Here is a 17615-nt window from a genome sequence, read left to right as displayed (position 1 = left end):
TTGAATGCATATAGATATGACTGGAGCTTATATGCGCGAGCGATCTCTGACTTTGCTGGATGGTGGCATGGGCCGCGAGCTGCAGCGCCGTGGTGCGCCATTTCGCCAGCCGGAATGGTCGGCGCTGGCGCTGAGCGAGGCGCCCGAGCAGGTGGAGGCGGTGCACGCCTCCTATATCGCCAGCGGCAGCCAGGTGATCACCAGCAACAGCTACGCCGTGGTGCCCTTTCATATCGGTGAAGAGCGTTTCGCCGCCGAAGGCCGCGCCCTGGCCGAGCGTGCCGGCCAGTTGGCCCGCCGCGCGGCGGACAAGGCCGATGCAGCGGTGCGCGTCGCCGGCTCGCTGCCGCCGCTGTTCGGCTCCTACCGCCCGGACCTGTTCGAGCCCGCGCGTGTCAGCGAGGTGCTGACCCCGCTGCTCGATGGCCTGGCGCCCTATGTTGACCTGTGGCTGGCGGAAACCCAGAGCGCGATTGCCGAAGCGCGCGCCATTCACGGCCATCTGCCAAAGGACGGCAAGCCATTCTGGCTGTCGTTCACCCTGCGCGACGAAGACACCGACGAGGTGCCCCGCCTGCGCTCTGGCGAGCCGGTGGCCGATGCGGCTCGCGCGGCGGCGGAGCTGGGCGTCGAGGTATTGCTGTTCAACTGCAGCCAACCGGAAGTGATCGGCGACGCCATCGACGTAGCGCGTGACACCTTCGCCAGCCTCGGTGTGGATGTGGCCATTGGCGCCTACGCCAACGCCTTCCCGCCGCAGCCCGAAGAAGCCACCGCCAACGACGGCCTCGACCCGCTGCGCGAAGACCTCGACCCACCCGGCTACCTGCGCTGGGTCGCTGACTGGCGGGCGCGCGGCGCCAGCCACCTGGGCGGTTGCTGCGGCATCGGCCCGGAGCACATCGCGGTTTTGGCACAGCGCCTCTGAACGTCGCTGTGCTTTGCGGGTCAGTCGTGGCGTCTATGGCTGATTGAGCCCGGCAGCCGCCGGGCCGGATTGCGAGCGTGTGCATGCAAGCGTTGTTGAATGAAATCCTCGACCAGGTTCGCCCACTGATCGCTCAGGGCAAGGTCGCCACCTATATTCCCGCCCTGGCCGATGTGCCGGTCGACCAGCTGGGTATCGCCGTGTACGGCAACGACGGCGCACTGTTCACCGCTGGCGATGCGCACACGCCGTTCTCGATCCAGAGCATCTCCAAGGTGTTCAGCCTGGTGCAGGCCATCCAGCATTCCGGCGAGAGCATCTGGGAGCGCCTGGGCCACGAGCCGTCGGGCCAGCCGTTCAATTCCCTGGTGCAGCTGGAGCTGGAAAACGGCCGCCCGCGCAACCCGTTCATCAACGCCGGTGCGCTGGTGATCAGCGACATCAACCAGTCGCGCTTCGCCGCCCCGGCGCTGTCGATGCGCGACTTCGTGCGGCGCCTGTCGGGCAACCCCCACGTGGTGATCGACCGGCACATCGCCGACTCCGAATACCAGCACCGCGCCCGCAACGCGGCCATGGCCTACCTGATGCAGTCGTTCGGCAACTTCCACAACGATGTCGAGATGGTGCTGCGCAACTACTTCAGCTACTGCGCCCTGAGCATGAGCTGCGTGGACCTGGTCAAGGCCTTCTGCTTCCTGGCCCGCGACGGGTTCTGCAAGCACAGCGGCGAGCAGGTGCTCAGCGCCCGGCAGACCCAGCAGGTCAACTCGATCATGGCCACCAGCGGGCTGTACGACGAGGCGGGCAACTTCGCCTATCGCGTCGGCCTGCCGGGCAAGAGCGGCGTCGGTGGCGGGATCGTCGCCATCGTGCCGGGGCAGTACACGATTTGCGTGTGGTCACCCGGGCTCAACAAGGCGGGCAACTCCCTGGCGGGTATGGCCGCGCTGGAAGTGCTCAGTGAGCGGATCGGCTGGTCGGTGTTCTAGCGATCTGCTGCGCGTCGGCCCGGCGGCGTCGAAAGCAGGCGCTAGATGAGAGCGTTGTCTTTGTGGAATGACCGGCCTATAGCCGGTCATTTGAGCTGGGCTGCCTGAGCGGCAGCCGCGAGGTCATTGGGCGTCGCGGTAAGCCTTGCGTAGCATCTGCAGGTCCTGGTCGGTGCAGGTGCCGGCCACCGGGGCGGTCAGGTCATAGCACGGGTGACGGAAGCCCATCGGCCAGTAGATGATGCTGTACGGCGGCCAGAAGATCGATACCACGCGAAAACGCGTGCTCAGTCTGCCTGCCGAGATCGGCTGGCCAGTGGTGGTGCTGGTCAGCTTGTACGGCACGCCACCGGCGCGGTTCCAGAAGAACGGACGAATCTTGACCAGGCCCTGAGGGTGCTGCTCGGCACGCTCGTTGATGGAAACGGTGCTGTTTTCCGGCAGTTTGAAGAAGGCTTTGGTCGAGCAGCCGGTAATGGCCAGGGCGAGCAGCAGGAATACGCTGGAGCGAAGCAAAGGCATGGGACGTCCTTGTGGAGTAGGGCATGAAAAACGGCCGGTCGTCGGCCGGGGCGCGACTATACCGACTGCGTGCCCTTTGTTCCATGACGTGGGCCACACACACCAGGTGATTTGCCATTCCCGCCCAAGGCACGCGGGTCGGCCTGGAATGCGCCAGCGAGGCCTATTGGACCCGCTGCATGGCAATCAGAAGCGCAACTGCCATTGCGCGACCAGTGCGTGATTCTGGGTGCGGCTGCCGTACTCGCCGTTGTAACCCAGCCCCAGGCTCTGCGCGCTGCTGATACCCAGATCCAGGCCTGCATCGGCCAGCAGGGTATCGCGATCCAGCGTGGTGCCTTCGACACTGAAGGCGTTGCCGCCGCTGAGGAAGGACTGCCGCGCCTGGCTGCCGAGCTCGCCGTAGGTATGGCGCCAGCCAAGGCTGGCCCGCGGGGTCAGGCTCATGCCGTTGCCCAGCGTGCCGAGATGGGCAACACGCAGCCCCAGGGTGGTGTTGAGATTGTCCTGCTCGTGGCTGTCGACATGCAGGGCGGCGGCGCCGCCTTTCTCGTCATAGGATTGGTGGCTGTAACGTTGATAGCCGATGGCCGCGAAGGGCTCGGCGAGCAGGCGGCCGCTGGCGAGCTGATAACCCAGCTCGGCAAAGGCCTGCTGGCTGTTGGCGTGGTAGTCACCCCGCAGGCGATCGCTGAACCCGGCAAAGTCGACCTGGCGTTTGCTGCTGTTGTCGTGGCGACTGTAGGCCGCCCCGAGCCGCAAGGCGAGGGCGCCGCTCTGACGCAGGGCGTAGACACCCAGGTGCAGGCTGTTGATATCGCTGGAGGCGCCACGCCCGGCATCGACATCGGTGCCCGCGTAGCCACCGAGTACGCCAACGCGCCAGGCCGAATCCACCGCCCAGTCGGCACCGAGTACCGCACCACGGGTGTCCTGGGTGAGGTCGTCAGCGCCGTTGCTGCCGTCGAGTTTGCCGTGGCTGCCGATACCCTGTAGCCACAGACGACCTTCGGCGCCCGGGCTGTTGAGGTTGCGAGCCTGACGGGGAACGCCGCTGGAGGCCAGCAGCGGCGCATCGTCACGCAGCAGTGAGGCCTGCAAGTTGGCGCTGCCGCTGGTCTGTTGCATGGCACCGAGCATGCTGTTGCCCACCTGGGCGCTGCCGGCCAGGCTGGCAGTCATCAAGCTGGCATTGCTGCTGGCACTCAACTGGTCGAAGGCACTGGCAGCCTGGTCGCTGCTGCTGCTCAGCACGGCGTTGTACAGCGTGCCGCCGCCCTGGGATTGCAGGGCGCCGGCCGCGCCTCTGCCGTTGGCGTTGCGGGCCAGGTCGGCGAAGCGGCGGTCGTTGCGTGTCAGGTTCACATCGACGCTGTGGTCGGTGTAGTGCAAGGTCGGCGTGAGGAAGGCCAGGCTGCTGCTGAAGTCGGCGAAGGTACCGGTGATCCTGCCGTCGGCCTGGAGCACCTGATAGCGGCTCTGCAGCGGGTAATCGCCGGCAAGTGTATCGATGCGCAGGTGGGCACCGTTCAACGCTACAGTGCCGCCGACCTGCAGCGTATTACTGGTTCCGCCAGGGCTCACCGCCAGTGCCAGGATCGAGCCGCTGGCCAGGCCGAGATTGCCGCCGACGCGGCCACCGCCGAAGGTGGCGCCGCTGTCGACCCGTACATCACCCTGCAGGGTGCCCAGGTTGAGCAGGCTGGCGCCGCTGTAGATGCGCGTGCTGGCGCTGAAGTCGTCGCTGTCCAGGCGCCAGGCGCCGCTGCGCACGTCCAGGTTCTCGAAGTTGCGACTGTTGGCGAAGCTGCCGCCAGCAGCATCGTCGAGCGTCACGCTGTCGGTTCCTGCACCGCCGTCGACCATACCGATGAAGCGCGCCGTGGAGCGCAGGGTCAGGTTGTCGTCGCCGTCACCCAGGTCTACGGCGAGGCCGTTGCGGCCCTCGATCAGGCCGGCGTTGACCAGCGTGTCGTTGCCGGCGCCCATTTGCACGGCCGCCGCTGCGGTCGCGCTGTTCAGCTCGTCGACCCGGACGGTTTGCAGGCCGCCGCGGATGACGCCGCTGGCCTCGTTGATCAGCACGTCATCGTAGCGGCCGACCAGGCCGACACCGACCTTGTCGGCGCCGGTGATGTCGCCCGCGTTGACGATGTAGGCCACGCCACCGTCGGCCGCCTTGTCACCCAGGGTGCCTCGGCCGCTCGGGTGTTCGCTGCCATTGGCGCCGTCGTCGATGAGGATGCCGGCGCTCTGCCCGAAGATCGACGCACCAGCCAGGTTGCGGATGGTGCCGCCGCCTGCGGCAATGCCATCGCCGCCATTGGGCCGGCCGCCGGAATCCAGGCCGCCAGCGCCCAGGCCCTCGATACGGCCGTGGTTTTCGATGTAGGCGATGCCGTCGATGTCCACACCATCGCCGTCGCCATTGGCGATGGTCACGCCCAGGCCTTCGTGGTCGTAGATATTGCCCGCGCCCGCGTAGCGTCCGCTGACAAGGCCGTAGTTGAACACCACGCCGTGGCCATCCAGGCCGATCCCCGAGCCGTTCCTGCCGATCACCGTGCCGTCAGCCTGGTTGATGATCACCGGGTTGGCGATCTGCACGTTCTCGGTGGTGACGCCGTTGGCGATCCTGTCGAAGGTCACCCCGGCACCCGTGGCCGAGCGGATCACCAGGCGCTGCAGGCCCAACAGGTTGGCGTCTGCCTCGGCACTCAGCGGCGCGCCCCCGTCGATGCCATGGCGCGGACCCTCGATGCTGCCATGGTTGATGATGGCGACATTGGCGCGCTGGTTTTCGATGGCCACGCCGTCGGCAGCAGAATAGTCATTGCTGCACTGGCTGCTGATGTAGCCAGGACAGCTGGTGTTGACCGTGCCTGTGGAAAAGATGCGGCCGTAGTTGGTCAGGGTGAAATTGTTGCCCAGGCGCAGGGCGTCGTTGCCTACCGAGCTGATCACGGCATCGCGGTTGTTCTGCGCGCCATTGATGATCTGGTTGCCGGTGCTGGTGTATTCGCCGTCGGCCTTGATCGCGCGCTCGCCGCCGATGGTCTGGCCGCTTTGCGAGATGGTGCCCTGGTTGTCGACAAGGTACTGACCGCCGGTACGATTGAGGCGGATGGCAACGTTGCCCACGGCATCGATGGTGGCACCCGCCCTGTTGTGCAGGGTGAACAGTGGATTGCCGTTGTTGGCGTCGATGGCGCGCGCGCTGCCGGTCTGGCGGATTTCGCCGGCATTGACCAGTGTCGAAGTACCACCGCGAACCGTCACCGCGACCGTATTGTCGGCCACGCTCAGCGTCCCACCACTGGCGATGCTGCCGCTTTCACCGGCGTTGAGGGTTTGGCCCTCGGTGCTGCTGGTGTCGATGCTGAAGCTTGCCGCGAATGCCGGGCTGGCGATGGCGGCCTGCAGGGCGAGAACGAGAGAGAGCGGGCTTGGCCTGCAGATTGGCAGCATCACGAGGGTACCGGTCGTTGGGATTGTAAGGCCCGCGACTATGCCCGCGTGATGTTACGAAGATTTGACGGTCAGCCTTCGGCGCGCTCGCCACACAGGTCGAGGCTGAACAGGCGCTCCACTTCGTCCTGCGCCAGGCCCGCACCGAGCAGGGCGAACAACTTGCCCAGGGCCGCTTCGCGGGTCATGCCGCCGGCCGAGATCAGCCCGGCCGAGGCCAGTTGGCTGCCCGCCGCGTACACGCCGAACTCCACGTGCCCGTGGGCGCATTGGCTGATTGCCGCCAGCACCACGCCGCGGGCATGGGCCGCGCGCAGCACGTCGAGCAGCTCGGCGTCGTCCGACGGCCCGGTACCGCTGCCGTAGCACTCCAGCACCAGGCCCTGCACGCCGCTGTCCAGCAGGGCACGCAGGTGGCTGGCGCGCAGGCCGGGCACCAGCGGCAGGCTGAGCAGGTTGACCGGCTGGCGCGGCTGGCGGAAGTCGATGGCCACCGGCAGCTCGGCCAGGCGCGTGCCCTGGCGCCGACGTGGCGCCACCTGGAAGGCGTCGAAGGCCTCGCTACTGAGCTTGCTGACGCGGGCGCCGTGCATCAGCGCGCCGTCGAAATACAGGTGCACGCCCGGCGCCACGCCGTCGTGCAGCACCTGCATGGCGCCAAACAGGTTGGGCCAGGCGTCGCTGTGCTCGGCACCGGCCGGCAGCATCGAGCCGGTCAGCACCACCGGCACCGGCAGGCCCAGCAGCAGGAAGCTCAGGGCAGCGGCGCTGTAGGCCAGGGTGTCGGTGCCGTGCAGCACCAGCACGCCGTCGCAGCCATCCTGCTCGATGCCCTGGCGGATCGCCGCAACCATTGCCAGCCAGTTGGCTTGGCTCATGTTGGCGCTGTCGATGGGCGGCAGCAGTTCGCGGAAGCTCCAGTTCGGCAGGCGCTCGGCTTGCCGGCTTTGCTGGGCACGCACGCGGGTCTCGAAGCCGGAGGCAGGGGCCAGGCCGCTGGCGCTGGCCTGCATGCCGATGGTGCCACCGGTATAGAGCACGAGAATATGGGATGAAGTCATGGATCACCTGAGGGGTGGTCTTGGCGCGGGGCCGTCATCGAGGTACTGCGCTGCTGCACAGCTGATGCGGCCCGCTGATCAGGGGCAGAGCCATGGCGGGCATGGCTCTGCTTCGCGAGGGCTCAGCGCTGCTGAGTGTCCTGGGCGGCTGGCTGCGACGGCAGGGCCGGCCAGGAGGTCTTGTCCAGCTTCAGGTCGGCGAACTTGGCCGGGTCGAAGACCGGAATCTTCACGCCAGCCTTGATCTGCGCATCGTAGTCGTTCATCAGGCGCAGGCCGGTCTTGAACAGCAGGGCCATGGCGATCAGGTTGACGATGGCCAGCAGGCCCATGGTCAGGTCGGCGAAGCCGAACACGGTGCCCAGGTCCTGGGTCGAACCCCACATCACCAGCACGATCACCAGCACGCGGTAACCCTGCACCATCGCACGGCTCTTGCTGAAGAAGCCCAGGGCGTTTTCACCCAGGTAGTAGTTGTAGATCAGGGTGGTGAACACGAACAGGCTCAGTGCCACGCTGATGAACACGCGGCCCCACTCGCCGACGATGGCGGCCAGGGCGCTCTGGGTGAGGATCACGCCGCCGACTTCGCTACCCGGTGCGTAGGTGCCCGACAGCAGGATGATCATCGCGGTGCAGGTGCAGATGATCAGGGTGTCGATGAACACGCTCAGCGACTGCACCACGCCCTGTGCGGCCGGGTGCGGCACTTCGGCCACGGCGGCCACGTTCGGCGCGCTGCCCAGGCCGGCTTCGTTGGAGAACAGGCCACGCTTGACACCCATGATGATCGCCGCACCGATGCCGCCGGCGAAGGCGGGCTCGAGGCCGAAGGCGCTGCGCACGATGAGCATGAAGGTTTCCGGAACCTGGCTGATGTTGCTGCCGATCACGAACAGGGCGATGGCGATGTAGGAGCCGGCCATGACCGGTACCAGCACGTCGGCGAACTTGGCGATGCGCTTGATGCCGCCGAAGATGATCAGGCCGATGATGCACACCAGCACGATACCGCTGACCCACTCCGGGATGCCGAAGGTGTCATGCATGGAGCTGGCGACGGTGAACGACTGCAGGGCGTTGAAGCCGAAGCCGAAGGTGACCAGCAGCAGGATCGAGAAGACGATGGCCATCCAGCGCTGGCCCAGGCCATGCAGGATGTAGAAGGCCGGGCCGCCGCGGTAGGTGCCGTCGCCTTCGTTCTGTTTGTACAACTGGGCCAGGGAGCACTCGAAATAGCTGGTGGCCATGCCGACCAGCGCGACCAGCCACATCCAGAACACCGCGCCTGGGCCGCCCAGGGTGATGGCCACGGCCACACCGGCGATGTTACCGGCGCCAACCCGGCCGGCCACGCTGAGCATCAGGGCCTGGAACGAGCTGAGCTGACCTGGCTTGCGCTGCAGCGCCTGGCCGAAGATCTGGAACATGCTGGTGAAATAGCGGAACTGCACGAAGCGCGAACGGATGCTGAAGTAGAGGCCGAGGCCAACCAGCATGACGATCAGCACTTTGCTCCAGATAAGGTCGTTCAATAAATCGAGCATGACACTCTTCCTGTTGTTATTAGGGGTATAGGTTCAACCGCGCGTTCACCAGGCACCCGGCAGCGGCGCTATGCGAGCGATGTTCAGCGCATGGACGGTGCATGCGGGTTTACCGACCGCAATGGTTGGGCAAAGCCGCCGGAGCGGCAATTTCGCGGGTCGACCCTAGATGATGCGACTTGATGCTAGATTAGAGTCGGTCGCATCACCTGCAACGGCTTCTGCAGAGGCGGGTGACACAGGCTGGGTCACCCGTAGACGGGCCGTCAGCGCTGCGTCGGCAGCAGCTCTGGCGCGCCCTGGGCCTGGGCTGCGGTGGTGGCGGCTGGCTTGGCGGCCGGCCAGGCGGCGCGATCCAGATCCAGGTCGGCGAACCGGGAGCCGTCGAACACCGGCTGGGCGACACCGGCCTGGCGCTGTGCATCATAGTCTTTCAGCACGCGCAGGCCGACCTTGATCAGCAGGGCCAGGGCGGTCAGGTTGACGAATGCCAGGCAGGTCATGGTGATGTCGGCGAAGGCGAACACGGTGCCCAGGTTCTGCATCGAACCCCAGCAGATCAGCGCCAGTACCAGGCCGCGGTAGCCGAGCAGGGCGACCTTGCTGCGACCGACCAGGAACTGCAGGGCGTTTTCGCCCAGGTAGTAGTTGTAGAGGATGCAGGTGAACACGAACAGGCTCAGCGCGACGCTGATGAAGGTCCGGCCCCAGTCGCCGACCACCGCCGCCAGAGAGTTCTGGGTCAGTGCGATGCCGTCACCTTCGAAGCCCGGGGTATAGAAACCCGACAGCAGGATCAGCAGTGCGGTACAGGTGCAGATCACGAAGGTGTCGAGGAATACGCTGAACGCCTGCACCACGCCCTGGGCGGCCGGGTGCTTGACCGAAGCCACGGCGGCCACGTTCGGCGCGCTGCCCAGGCCGGCTTCGTTGGCGAACACGCCGCGTTTGACGCCCATCACGATGGCGCTGCCCAGCAAACCGGCGAAGGCCGGCTCCAGGCCGAAGGCGCTCTTGACGATGGTCGCCAGCATGTCCGGCACCAGGTCGATCTGGCTGATGATCACGTACAGGGTCACGGCCAGGTAGGCCAGGGTCTTGACCGGCACCAGCAGGTCGGAGACCGAGGCGATGCGCTTGATGCCGCCGATGAACACCAGGCCGAGCAGCACGGCCAGGGCGAGGCCGCTGTACTGCACCGGAATGTCGAAGGCGTTCTGCAGCGAGTGGGTCACGGTGAACGACTGCAGGCCGTTGAAGGCGAAGCCGTAGGTGACCAGCAGCAGCACGGCGAAGGTCATCGCCATCCAGCGCAGCTTCAAGCCGTGCTGGATGTAGTAGGCCGGGCCGCCACGGTACAGGCCGTCACCGTCGCTCTGCTTGTAGAGCTGGGCCAGGGTGCATTCGAAGAAGCTGCTGGACATGCCGACCAGCGCGGTCACCCACATCCAGAACACGGCGCCCGGGCCGCCCAGGGTCACCGCGATGCCGACACCGGCGATGTTGCCGGCGCCAACGCGGCCGGCGAGGCTGAGCATCAACGCCTGGAAGGAGCTGAGCTGGCCACCGCTGCTGCGCAGCGACTCCTTGAACACGCTGAACATGTGGATGAAATGGCGGAACTGGACGAAGCGCGAGCGCAGGGTGAAGTAGCTACCCAGGCCAACGATAAGCACGATCAGTACTTTCCCGGAAAGAAAGTCGTTCAGTACTTCGAGCATGATCAGAATCCTCGACTCTTATTGTGATTGTTCGCAGGCCAGCGCTGGCGCGCGGGGGCATTGACCAATCTTTGAGCAAGGAGGCCTCGGGAACAATTTCGCTGATCGACCCCAAGTGACGCGACCTGATGCTATAATCACGCCATTCGCATCATCTGAGCCGATCATGTCCAGTCATCTCGGTGAGAATCTCCGGCTGCTCTGCAGCCACTATCGCTCCATTGCCGAGGTGTGCCGCAAGATCGGCATCAACCGCGGCCAGTTCAACAAGTACCTGGCCGGAGAGAGCCAGCCTACGGCCTACAACCTCAAGAGAATCGGCGATTTCTTCGGTGTCGAGGGGTACGAACTGGGCTTGCCGGGCGATCAGTTCGCGCGCCTGATCGGCGCCCGCGGCACGCAGATCGGCGCGCCGGCCGAGCGCGATCCGTTACACTCCCTGTTACAACCACTGCGGGAAAGCTCAGGTGATCTTTCGCGCTATTGCGGCTACTACTTCGAGTACGCCAACTGCATGTCGGTGCCGGGCACCATCCTGCTGTCGCTGGTTCACATGCGCGAGGAGGGTGGCAACTTCCTGTTCGAGCGTCAGGAGCGCCAGGTGCTCGCCACCGGCGGGTTGGCCGAAGATTCGGCGCGCTGTCGCTACCTGGGCGCCGCCTTCCAACTGCAGGATCGGCTGTTTCTCATCGACTACGAGTCGCTGACCGTCAACGAGATGAGCCAGACCATCCTGATTCCCAGCTTCAAGAGCCGCATCACCCGCCTCAATGGCCTGAAGACCGGGGTATCCAGCGGCGACCGGCGCACGCCGGCCTGCACCCGGGTGGTGTGGGAATTCCTGGGCACCGAGATCAACCGCATCAGCACCTACCGCCAGGTGATGCTCTACCAGCCCGACGACCCCCGTATCGACGAGGACATCCGCCAGCGCCTGGCCCAAGCGCCGGTACGTGATGGCTTGTTCGAGGTGGAGTGAGCGGGGTGTGGTGACGTACCGAGCGGCTGTTTCTAGCGGAAGCGGCCATTGGTGCAGTACCTGTGGGAGCGGGCCATGCCCGCGATTTTTCGCGCGCATGGCGCGCTCCCACAGTGGATCAGATTCGTAGGGTGGGTGAAGGCGCTTGTTACGTTCTGAGCATGATTGAGGTTTTTGGCGCGGCGTAACCCACCATCGGCGCAATGCAATACATCGCCCGGTGGGTTACGCGGCGCGCCGAGATTGTGGCCATCGGCAATCGATGGTGTGGCGCCGCTCACCCACCCTACGGTTCTGGGTACTTATGTGGGAGCGCGCGGGGACGCCTAGTCCATGCGCGCGAAATCACGGGCATGGACTAGGCGTCCCCGCCCGTTCCCACAGGAGTTGCGCTGAACTCGAATGCACTTCGCCTAATCGCTTTGCGAAAGCCAGAACGCAATACCGCTATCAGCACAGCTCCGGGTGCTTGCTGCAGGTGCCGTAGCCTTCGCTCTTCATCTGCTCCAGCGCCTGCTGCAGGCGGGTGACCACTTCGTCCGGGGTTTCCAGGTTCAGGGCCAGGTACATGTCCGAGCGGTCGATGATCAGCACGGTGCGCAGGCCGGTTACCCCGGCCTGGTTGGCGTGGTAGCGCCACACCGGATCGGTGGTGGCCCACAGGTCGATCTTGCCGCTGGTGAGCTTGGCGATGTTTTCCTGGTCGCGCAGGGCATTGCTCGGTTGCAGGCCGGCGCGCTCCAGGGCCTGGCTGACCGCGCCGTCCTTGTAGCTGCCGATGCGGTACTGGGCGGCTTCTTCGAGGCGGCTGAGATTTTCGATCTTGGAGCCCGGTGCGGCGAGCAGCACGCCCTCGACCTTGGCGATCGGGCCGACCCATTTGAACAGCGGCCGGCGCGCCTCGCTCATCGCGGTGGAGAACAGGCCGTAGTTGGCGCGGGCCAGGGTGTCGTCGTACACCCGGCTCCACGGGAAGCGCAGGGTCAGGGTGTAGTCGATGCCGGCGCGTTTGAACATCTCGCGCACGATGGTGGTGCTGACGCCCTGGATATTGGCGTCGCGGGCGAAGTTCTTCTCGCCGTCGGCCATGTTGAAGGGCGGAAAGTTTTCGGTCTGCAGTACCACCTTGTAGTCAGGCGGCAGGGCCGCCTGGGCGGGCAGGGCGAACAGACTGGAAACGGCAAGCAGACCGGCAAACCATGCGGCGTTGACACTCATCGGAACGACTCCTTGTTAGGCCGCCGCCCTTTTAGCGCGCCGCCGCGCAAACGGCAATGAGTGGTGACGAGAAGAACCGCAGACTGTGAACCGGTCGGAGGCTTTTGATCAATGCCGGGCGCCGGCCGATGCGGCGGCGCGTCGTCATCAGCACAGCTCGGGGTGCTTGTTGCAGGTGCCGTAGCCTTCGGTCTTCATCTGATCGAGCGCCTGTTGCAGGCGCGAGACGACTTCGTCCGGTGTGTCGAGGTTGAGCGCCAGGTAGAGGTCGGCGCGGTCGAAGGTCAGCACGTTGCGCAATCCGCTGACCCCCGCCTGGCGGGCCTGGTAGCGCCATACCGGGTCAGTGGTGCCCCACAGGTCGATCTTGCCGGCTGTCAGTTTGCCGATGTTCTCCTGGTCACGCAGGGCGTTGTTGGGCTGCAGCCCGGCCTTTTCCAGGGCCTGGGCGGCGGCGCTGTCCTTGTAGCTGCCAATCCGATATTGGCGCGCCTGCTCGAGGCTGGTCAGGTTGGGGATGCTGGAGCCGGGAGCGGCGAGCAGCACACGCTCGACCTTGGCGATCGGGCCGACCCACTTGAACAGCGGACGACGCGCCTCGTTCATCGAGGTGGAGAACAGGCCGTGGTTGGCATTGGCCAGGGTGGCGTCGTAGACCCGGCTCCAGGGGAAGCGCAGGGTCAGGCTGTAGTCGATGCCGGCGCGCTTGAACATTTCCCGCACGATGGTGGTGCTGACACCCTGGATATTGGCGTCACGGGCGAAGTTCTTGTCGTTGTCGGCCATGTTGAAGGGCGGAAAGTTTTCCGTTTGCAACACGACCTGATAGCCGGGCGGCAGCTCTGCCTGGGCAGGCACTGCAGCTACACCGGAAAGGGCCAGCAGACACAACAGCCATGCGGATTTGACGCTCATGGGCGGACTTCTCTTGTTAGGGCTGCTGCCCTTTTAGCGCGCTGGCGCGCAAAGGGCAATCAGTCCCGAGCAAGGGTGATGACAAGTGCCGCAAGTCGCGGTGGGCCCGCCGGTATGGCCGTGCAACTGCAGTGCCGCCGGGGGCGGCAAATGCACAGCAAAAGAGCGCCTATGAATGGCGCCCTGTTGAGCGCCCCAGGCGGGCGTTACCGCGCGTTGTCGCCATTGTAGATCGAGCGATCCAGCTCGTTCTCGCTGCTGCCGACCAGGGTCGTGGTCATCAGGTCACCGGCCACGTTGACCATGGTGCGGGCCATATCGAGGATACGGTCGATACCGGCAATCAGGGCCACGCCTTCGAGCGGCAGCCCGACCGAGGTCAGTACCAGGCCGAGCATGATCAGGCCGGCCCCGGGTACGCCGGCAGTGCCGATCGAGGCCAGGGTGGCGGTGAGGATGATCATCAGGTATTGGCCGGCGTTCAGGTCGATGCCGAACGCCTGGGCAATGAACAGCGCGAGTACGCCCTGGTAGATCGCGGTACCGTCCATGTTGATGGTCGCACCCACCGGCAGTACGAAGCCGGCTACGCCTTCGGACACACCCAGGTTCTTGCGCGCGCACTCTATCGATACCGGCAGGGTACCGGAGCTGCTGGAGGTGCTGAACGCCACCGCCAGTGCCGGGGCGATACCCTGGAAAAAGCGCAGGGGGCTCAGGCGCGCGAACATGGCGAGCATGCCGCCGTACACCAGCAGCAGGTGGGCGATGCTGGCCAGGTAGATGACGCCTATCACGCCCGCCAGCGGCAGCAGCACTTCGATACCGTGGTTGGCGACCACGCCGGCGATCAGCGCGAACACGCCAATCGGCGCGAAACGCATCACCAGGTCGGTGAGCTTGTAGAACACCTCGGCCAGGCTATTGAACAGCTTGACCGCAGGCGCTGCCTTTTCGCCGATCAGGTTCATGCTCACGCCCAGGGCAATGGCGAACACGATGATCTGCAGAATGTTGCCTTCGGCGAACGCGGCCACCGGGTTGCTGGGCACCAGGCCGACGAGGATCTCCACCAGGGACGGCGCCTGCTTGGCTTCGACGGCCGCGCTGGCGGTCATGTTCATGTCGGCGCCCGGGGTGAACAGCGCGCCGAACAGCAGGCCGATGCTGACCGCAAATGCCGTGGTGACCAGGTAGATGGCAATGGTCTTGACGCTGATCCGGCCCAGTTTGGCGGTGTCCTGCATGCAGGTGATGCCGGCCACCAGGGAAACGAACACCAGCGGCACGATGAGCATCTTGATCGCGTTGAGGAACAGCGCGCCCAGCGGCGCGAGCAGCCTGGCACCGTCCTTGAAGAGCAGGCCGACGACCACGCCGAGTACCAGGCCGATGAGGATCTGCTGCCAGAGGGGCATGCCCCACGGAAAGCGACGGGAAGCGGTAGTGCTCTGACTCATTGATATCACCTAAATTGTCGTTTTTGTGATGACCGAGCTGCGGCCTGTAGGGTGGTGCCCGGCAAGGGAGGGCACAAATGACTGCGCCGCTTCAGGGAAGCGGCGCAGTGGTAGCGGAAGAATCAGGCCTGTAGCGGTACCAGGCGAGGCGCGATCATGTTTTCCGGGCGCAGGATGTCGGCCAGGGTGGCTTCGTCGAGCAGGCCCTCCTCGCGCACCAGCTCCAGTACGCCACGGCCGGTGTCCAGGGCGACCTTGGCGATGCGTGTGGCGTTCTCGTAGCCGATGTAGGGGTTCAGCGCGGTGATCAGGCCGATGGAGTTTTCCACCTGGGCGCGGCAATGGGCTTCATTGGCGGTGATGCCGTTGATGCAATGCTCGCGCAGCATGTCCATGGCGCGCTGCAGCAGGCGGATCGAGTCGAAGATCTTGTAGGCGATCAGCGGTTCCATGACGTTGAGCTGCAGCTGGCCGCCTTCGGCTGCCATGGTCAGTGCCAGGTCGTTGCCAATGATTTCGAAGGCCACCTGGTTGACCGCTTCCGGGATCACCGGGTTGACCTTGCCGGGCATGATCGAGCTGCCCGGCTGGCGCGCCGGCAGGTTGATCTCGTTGATGCCGGTGCGCGGGCCGCTGGACAGCAGGCGCAGGTCGTTGCAGATCTTCGACAGCTTGACCGCGGTGCGCTTGAGCATGCCGGAGAACAGCACGAAGGCGCCCATGTCGGAAGTCGCTTCGATCAGGTCGGCAGCCGGTACCAGCGGTTGGCCGCTGATCAGCGCCAGGCGCTGTACGGCCAGGTGCTGGTAGCCGGGGTCGGCGTTGATGCCGGTACCGATGGCGGTGCCGCCCAGGTTCACTTCGGTCAGCAGCTCCGGTGCCAGGCTGCGCAGGCGCGCCAGGTCTTCACCGAGGGTGGTGGCGAAAGCACGGAATTCCTGGCCGAGGGTCATCGGCACGGCGTCCTGCAGCTGGGTGCGGCCCATCTTCAGCACGTGGCTGAATTCCTGGCCTTTCGCGGCGAAGGACTGGATCAGGCTGTCCAGGCTGGCCAGCAGGGTGTCGTGGCCGAGCAGCAGGCCCAGGCGAATGGCGGTCGGGTAGGCGTCGTTGGTCGACTGCGCCATGTTCACGTCGTTGTTGGGGTGCAGGTGCTTGTATTCACCCTTGGCGTGGCCCATGGCTTCCAGGGCGATGTTGGCGATCACCTCGTTGGCGTTCATGTTGGTCGAGGTGCCGGCGCCGCCCTGAATCATGTCGACCACGAACTGGTCGTGGAACTCGCCGCGGATGATCCGCGCACAGGCTTCGCTGATCGCTGCGTGCTTGGCGGTGGGCAGGTGGCCCAGCTCACGATTCGCGTCCGCTGCAGCCTGCTTGACCATGGCCAGGGCGACCACCAGCTTCGGGTAGTGAGCCAGTGGCACGCCCGACAGGCGGAAGTTGTTCAGTGCGCGCAGGGTCTGGATGCCGTAATAGGCTTCGGCGGGGACTTCGAGGGTACCGAGGAGGTCTTTCTCGACGCGAAACAATGCAGCAGCGGACATGATGTCTCGATTCTCATAGAGCCGCGGAAGATACCGCGATGGCGCATAGAATAAGGATCTTGTCCTTGGGTCGGCCAATGCTGTTGCTTGCTGCCCTATGCACAATCGGCATAATGCAAGTGTGACTTGCGCCAGCGCACTTAAAGTGTGCGGCGCTCGGCCACTCGGTCCGCATGCAGGGGGATGCACCTTGAACCTGGAAACCAAATGGCTGGAAGACTTCGTGACCCTGGCCTCGACACGCAGTTTTTCAGCCGCGGCGCAAAAGCGCTTCGTCACCCAGCCAGCCTTCAGCCGACGCATTCGCAGCCTCGAGGCGGCCCTGGGGCTGACTTTGGTGAACCGCTCGCGCACGCCCATCGAGCTGACCGAGTCGGGCCAGCTGTTCCTGCTCACGGCGCGCAGCATGGTCGAGCAACTCGGCGAGGTGGTGCGCCACCTGCATCACCTCGAAGGGCAGCAGGGCGAGGCGCTGCAGATCGCCGCCGCCCACTCGCTGGTGTTTGGCTTCTTCCCGGAATGGATTGCCCGCCTGCGCCGTGACGGCCTGCCACTGACCACACGCCTGGTGGCGACCAACGTCGGCGAAGCGGTGCACTCGCTGCGCGAAGGCACCTGTGATCTGATCCTTGCCTACCATGACCAGGACGCCGCCGTGCAACTGGTGCCTGATCTGTTTCCGTCGCTGTACCTGGGCCGTAGTGAAATGCTGCCGGTGTGCGCGGCGGATGAGCACGGCGCGCCGCTGTACGACCTCGACTCCGGCCTGAGTGTGCCACTGCTGGCCTACAGTGCCGGGACCTTCCTGGGGCGCTCGGTGAACCTGCTGCTGCGCCAGCGTGCGCTGCGTTCCAGCATCGTGCATGAGACCGCCATGGCCGACAGCCTCAAGGCCATGGCCCTGCAGGGCCTGGGGGTGGCCTGGGTGCCGCGCCTGTCGATGCATGCCGAGCTGGCCCGCGGCGAGCTGGTGGTGTGCGGCAAGGAGCACTGGCATATCCCGCTGGAAATCCGCCTGTACCGCTGGAGCATGTCACGCAAGGCCGCCGTGCGCCTGCTGTGGCGCAAGCTGGAGGGGGGCGTGGGGCGGGAGCAAGGTTAGGTCTGCCCTGGTGGTCGCCGTGATGGATATTCATCTGTGGGAGCGGGCGGGGACGCCCAGTTCATGCCCGCGAAAAAGCACCCAAAGCCCTGCAAGCCTATAGCGCAGCAATAAGCAGATCGGCGACAGGCAGGAGTCCCAGTTTGTACCCGAGA

The 17615-nt window shown here is 65.3% G+C and carries 13 protein-coding genes; 4 read left to right on the top strand and 9 right to left on the bottom strand.

The window, feature by feature from the left end; genetic code table 11:
• Positions 1–31 precede the first annotated feature (31 nt).
• Both QYS36_RS08580 and glsB read left to right on the top strand, forming a co-directional pair.
• Complete coding sequence (locus QYS36_RS08580) at positions 32–928, top strand: homocysteine S-methyltransferase family protein (RefSeq protein ID WP_308839079.1); 897 nt, start codon at positions 32–34, stop codon at positions 926–928.
• Between the two features lie 83 nt (positions 929–1011).
• The gene (gene glsB, locus QYS36_RS08575; RefSeq protein ID WP_308839078.1) at positions 1012–1920 is read left to right on the top strand and encodes a glutaminase B; all 909 of its coding nucleotides are present in this window, start codon (positions 1012–1014) and stop codon (positions 1918–1920) included.
• Between the two features lie 123 nt (positions 1921–2043).
• Here glsB and QYS36_RS08570 read toward each other — a convergent pair whose 3' ends face one another.
• From QYS36_RS08570 to QYS36_RS08550, 5 genes are all read right to left on the bottom strand, one after another.
• Positions 2044–2442 (bottom strand): hypothetical protein, encoded by a 399-nt coding sequence (locus QYS36_RS08570; protein WP_308839077.1) that lies wholly within the window; start codon positions 2440–2442, stop codon positions 2044–2046.
• A gap of 186 nt (positions 2443–2628) precedes the next feature.
• The gene (locus tag QYS36_RS08565) at positions 2629–5910 is read right to left on the bottom strand and encodes an autotransporter domain-containing protein (RefSeq protein ID WP_308839076.1); all 3282 of its coding nucleotides are present in this window, start codon (positions 5908–5910) and stop codon (positions 2629–2631) included.
• 71 nt (positions 5911–5981) lie between these two features.
• Positions 5982–6971: an asparaginase gene (locus QYS36_RS08560; RefSeq protein WP_308839075.1), complete on the bottom strand. Its 990-nt coding sequence runs from the start codon at positions 6969–6971 to the stop codon at positions 5982–5984.
• A gap of 122 nt (positions 6972–7093) precedes the next feature.
• The gene (locus QYS36_RS08555; protein ID WP_308839074.1) at positions 7094–8518 is read right to left on the bottom strand and encodes an alanine/glycine:cation symporter family protein; all 1425 of its coding nucleotides are present in this window, start codon (positions 8516–8518) and stop codon (positions 7094–7096) included.
• 266 nt (positions 8519–8784) lie between these two features.
• Positions 8785–10239, bottom strand: a complete 1455-nt coding sequence (locus QYS36_RS08550) for an alanine/glycine:cation symporter family protein (RefSeq protein ID WP_308839073.1) — start codon at positions 10237–10239, stop codon at positions 8785–8787.
• A 166-nt stretch (positions 10240–10405) separates the two neighbouring features.
• Here QYS36_RS08550 and QYS36_RS08545 point away from each other — a divergent pair, with 166 nt between their 5' ends.
• A complete protein-coding gene (locus tag QYS36_RS08545) occupies positions 10406–11218 on the top strand; it encodes a helix-turn-helix transcriptional regulator (RefSeq protein ID WP_308839072.1) in 813 nt (270 codons plus the stop codon).
• 450 nt (positions 11219–11668) lie between these two features.
• Here the strand turns inward: QYS36_RS08545 and QYS36_RS08540 are convergent, their stop codons facing one another.
• From QYS36_RS08540 to aspA, 4 genes are all read right to left on the bottom strand, one after another.
• Positions 11669–12436, bottom strand: coding sequence for an ABC transporter substrate-binding protein (locus tag QYS36_RS08540; RefSeq protein WP_308839071.1), 768 nt, complete (start codon positions 12434–12436; stop codon positions 11669–11671).
• A 147-nt stretch (positions 12437–12583) separates the two neighbouring features.
• A complete protein-coding gene (locus QYS36_RS08535) occupies positions 12584–13351 on the bottom strand; it encodes an ABC transporter substrate-binding protein (protein WP_308839070.1) in 768 nt (255 codons plus the stop codon).
• Positions 13352–13557: 206 nt separating this feature from the next.
• Positions 13558–14811: a dicarboxylate/amino acid:cation symporter gene (locus QYS36_RS08530; protein WP_308839069.1), complete on the bottom strand. Its 1254-nt coding sequence runs from the start codon at positions 14809–14811 to the stop codon at positions 13558–13560.
• Between the two features lie 122 nt (positions 14812–14933).
• The gene (gene aspA, locus QYS36_RS08525; RefSeq protein WP_308839068.1) at positions 14934–16358 is read right to left on the bottom strand and encodes an aspartate ammonia-lyase; all 1425 of its coding nucleotides are present in this window, start codon (positions 16356–16358) and stop codon (positions 14934–14936) included.
• 190 nt (positions 16359–16548) lie between these two features.
• Here aspA and QYS36_RS08520 point away from each other — a divergent pair, with 190 nt between their 5' ends.
• Positions 16549–17460, top strand: coding sequence for a LysR substrate-binding domain-containing protein (locus QYS36_RS08520; protein ID WP_308839067.1), 912 nt, complete (start codon positions 16549–16551; stop codon positions 17458–17460).
• Positions 17461–17615: the final 155 nt, after the last annotated feature.

Source organism: Pseudomonas sp. G34 (assembly GCF_031119625.1).
Taxonomy (GTDB): Bacteria; Pseudomonadota; Gammaproteobacteria; order Pseudomonadales; family Pseudomonadaceae; genus Aquipseudomonas.
This window is presented reverse-complemented; position numbering and strand designations above follow the sequence as displayed.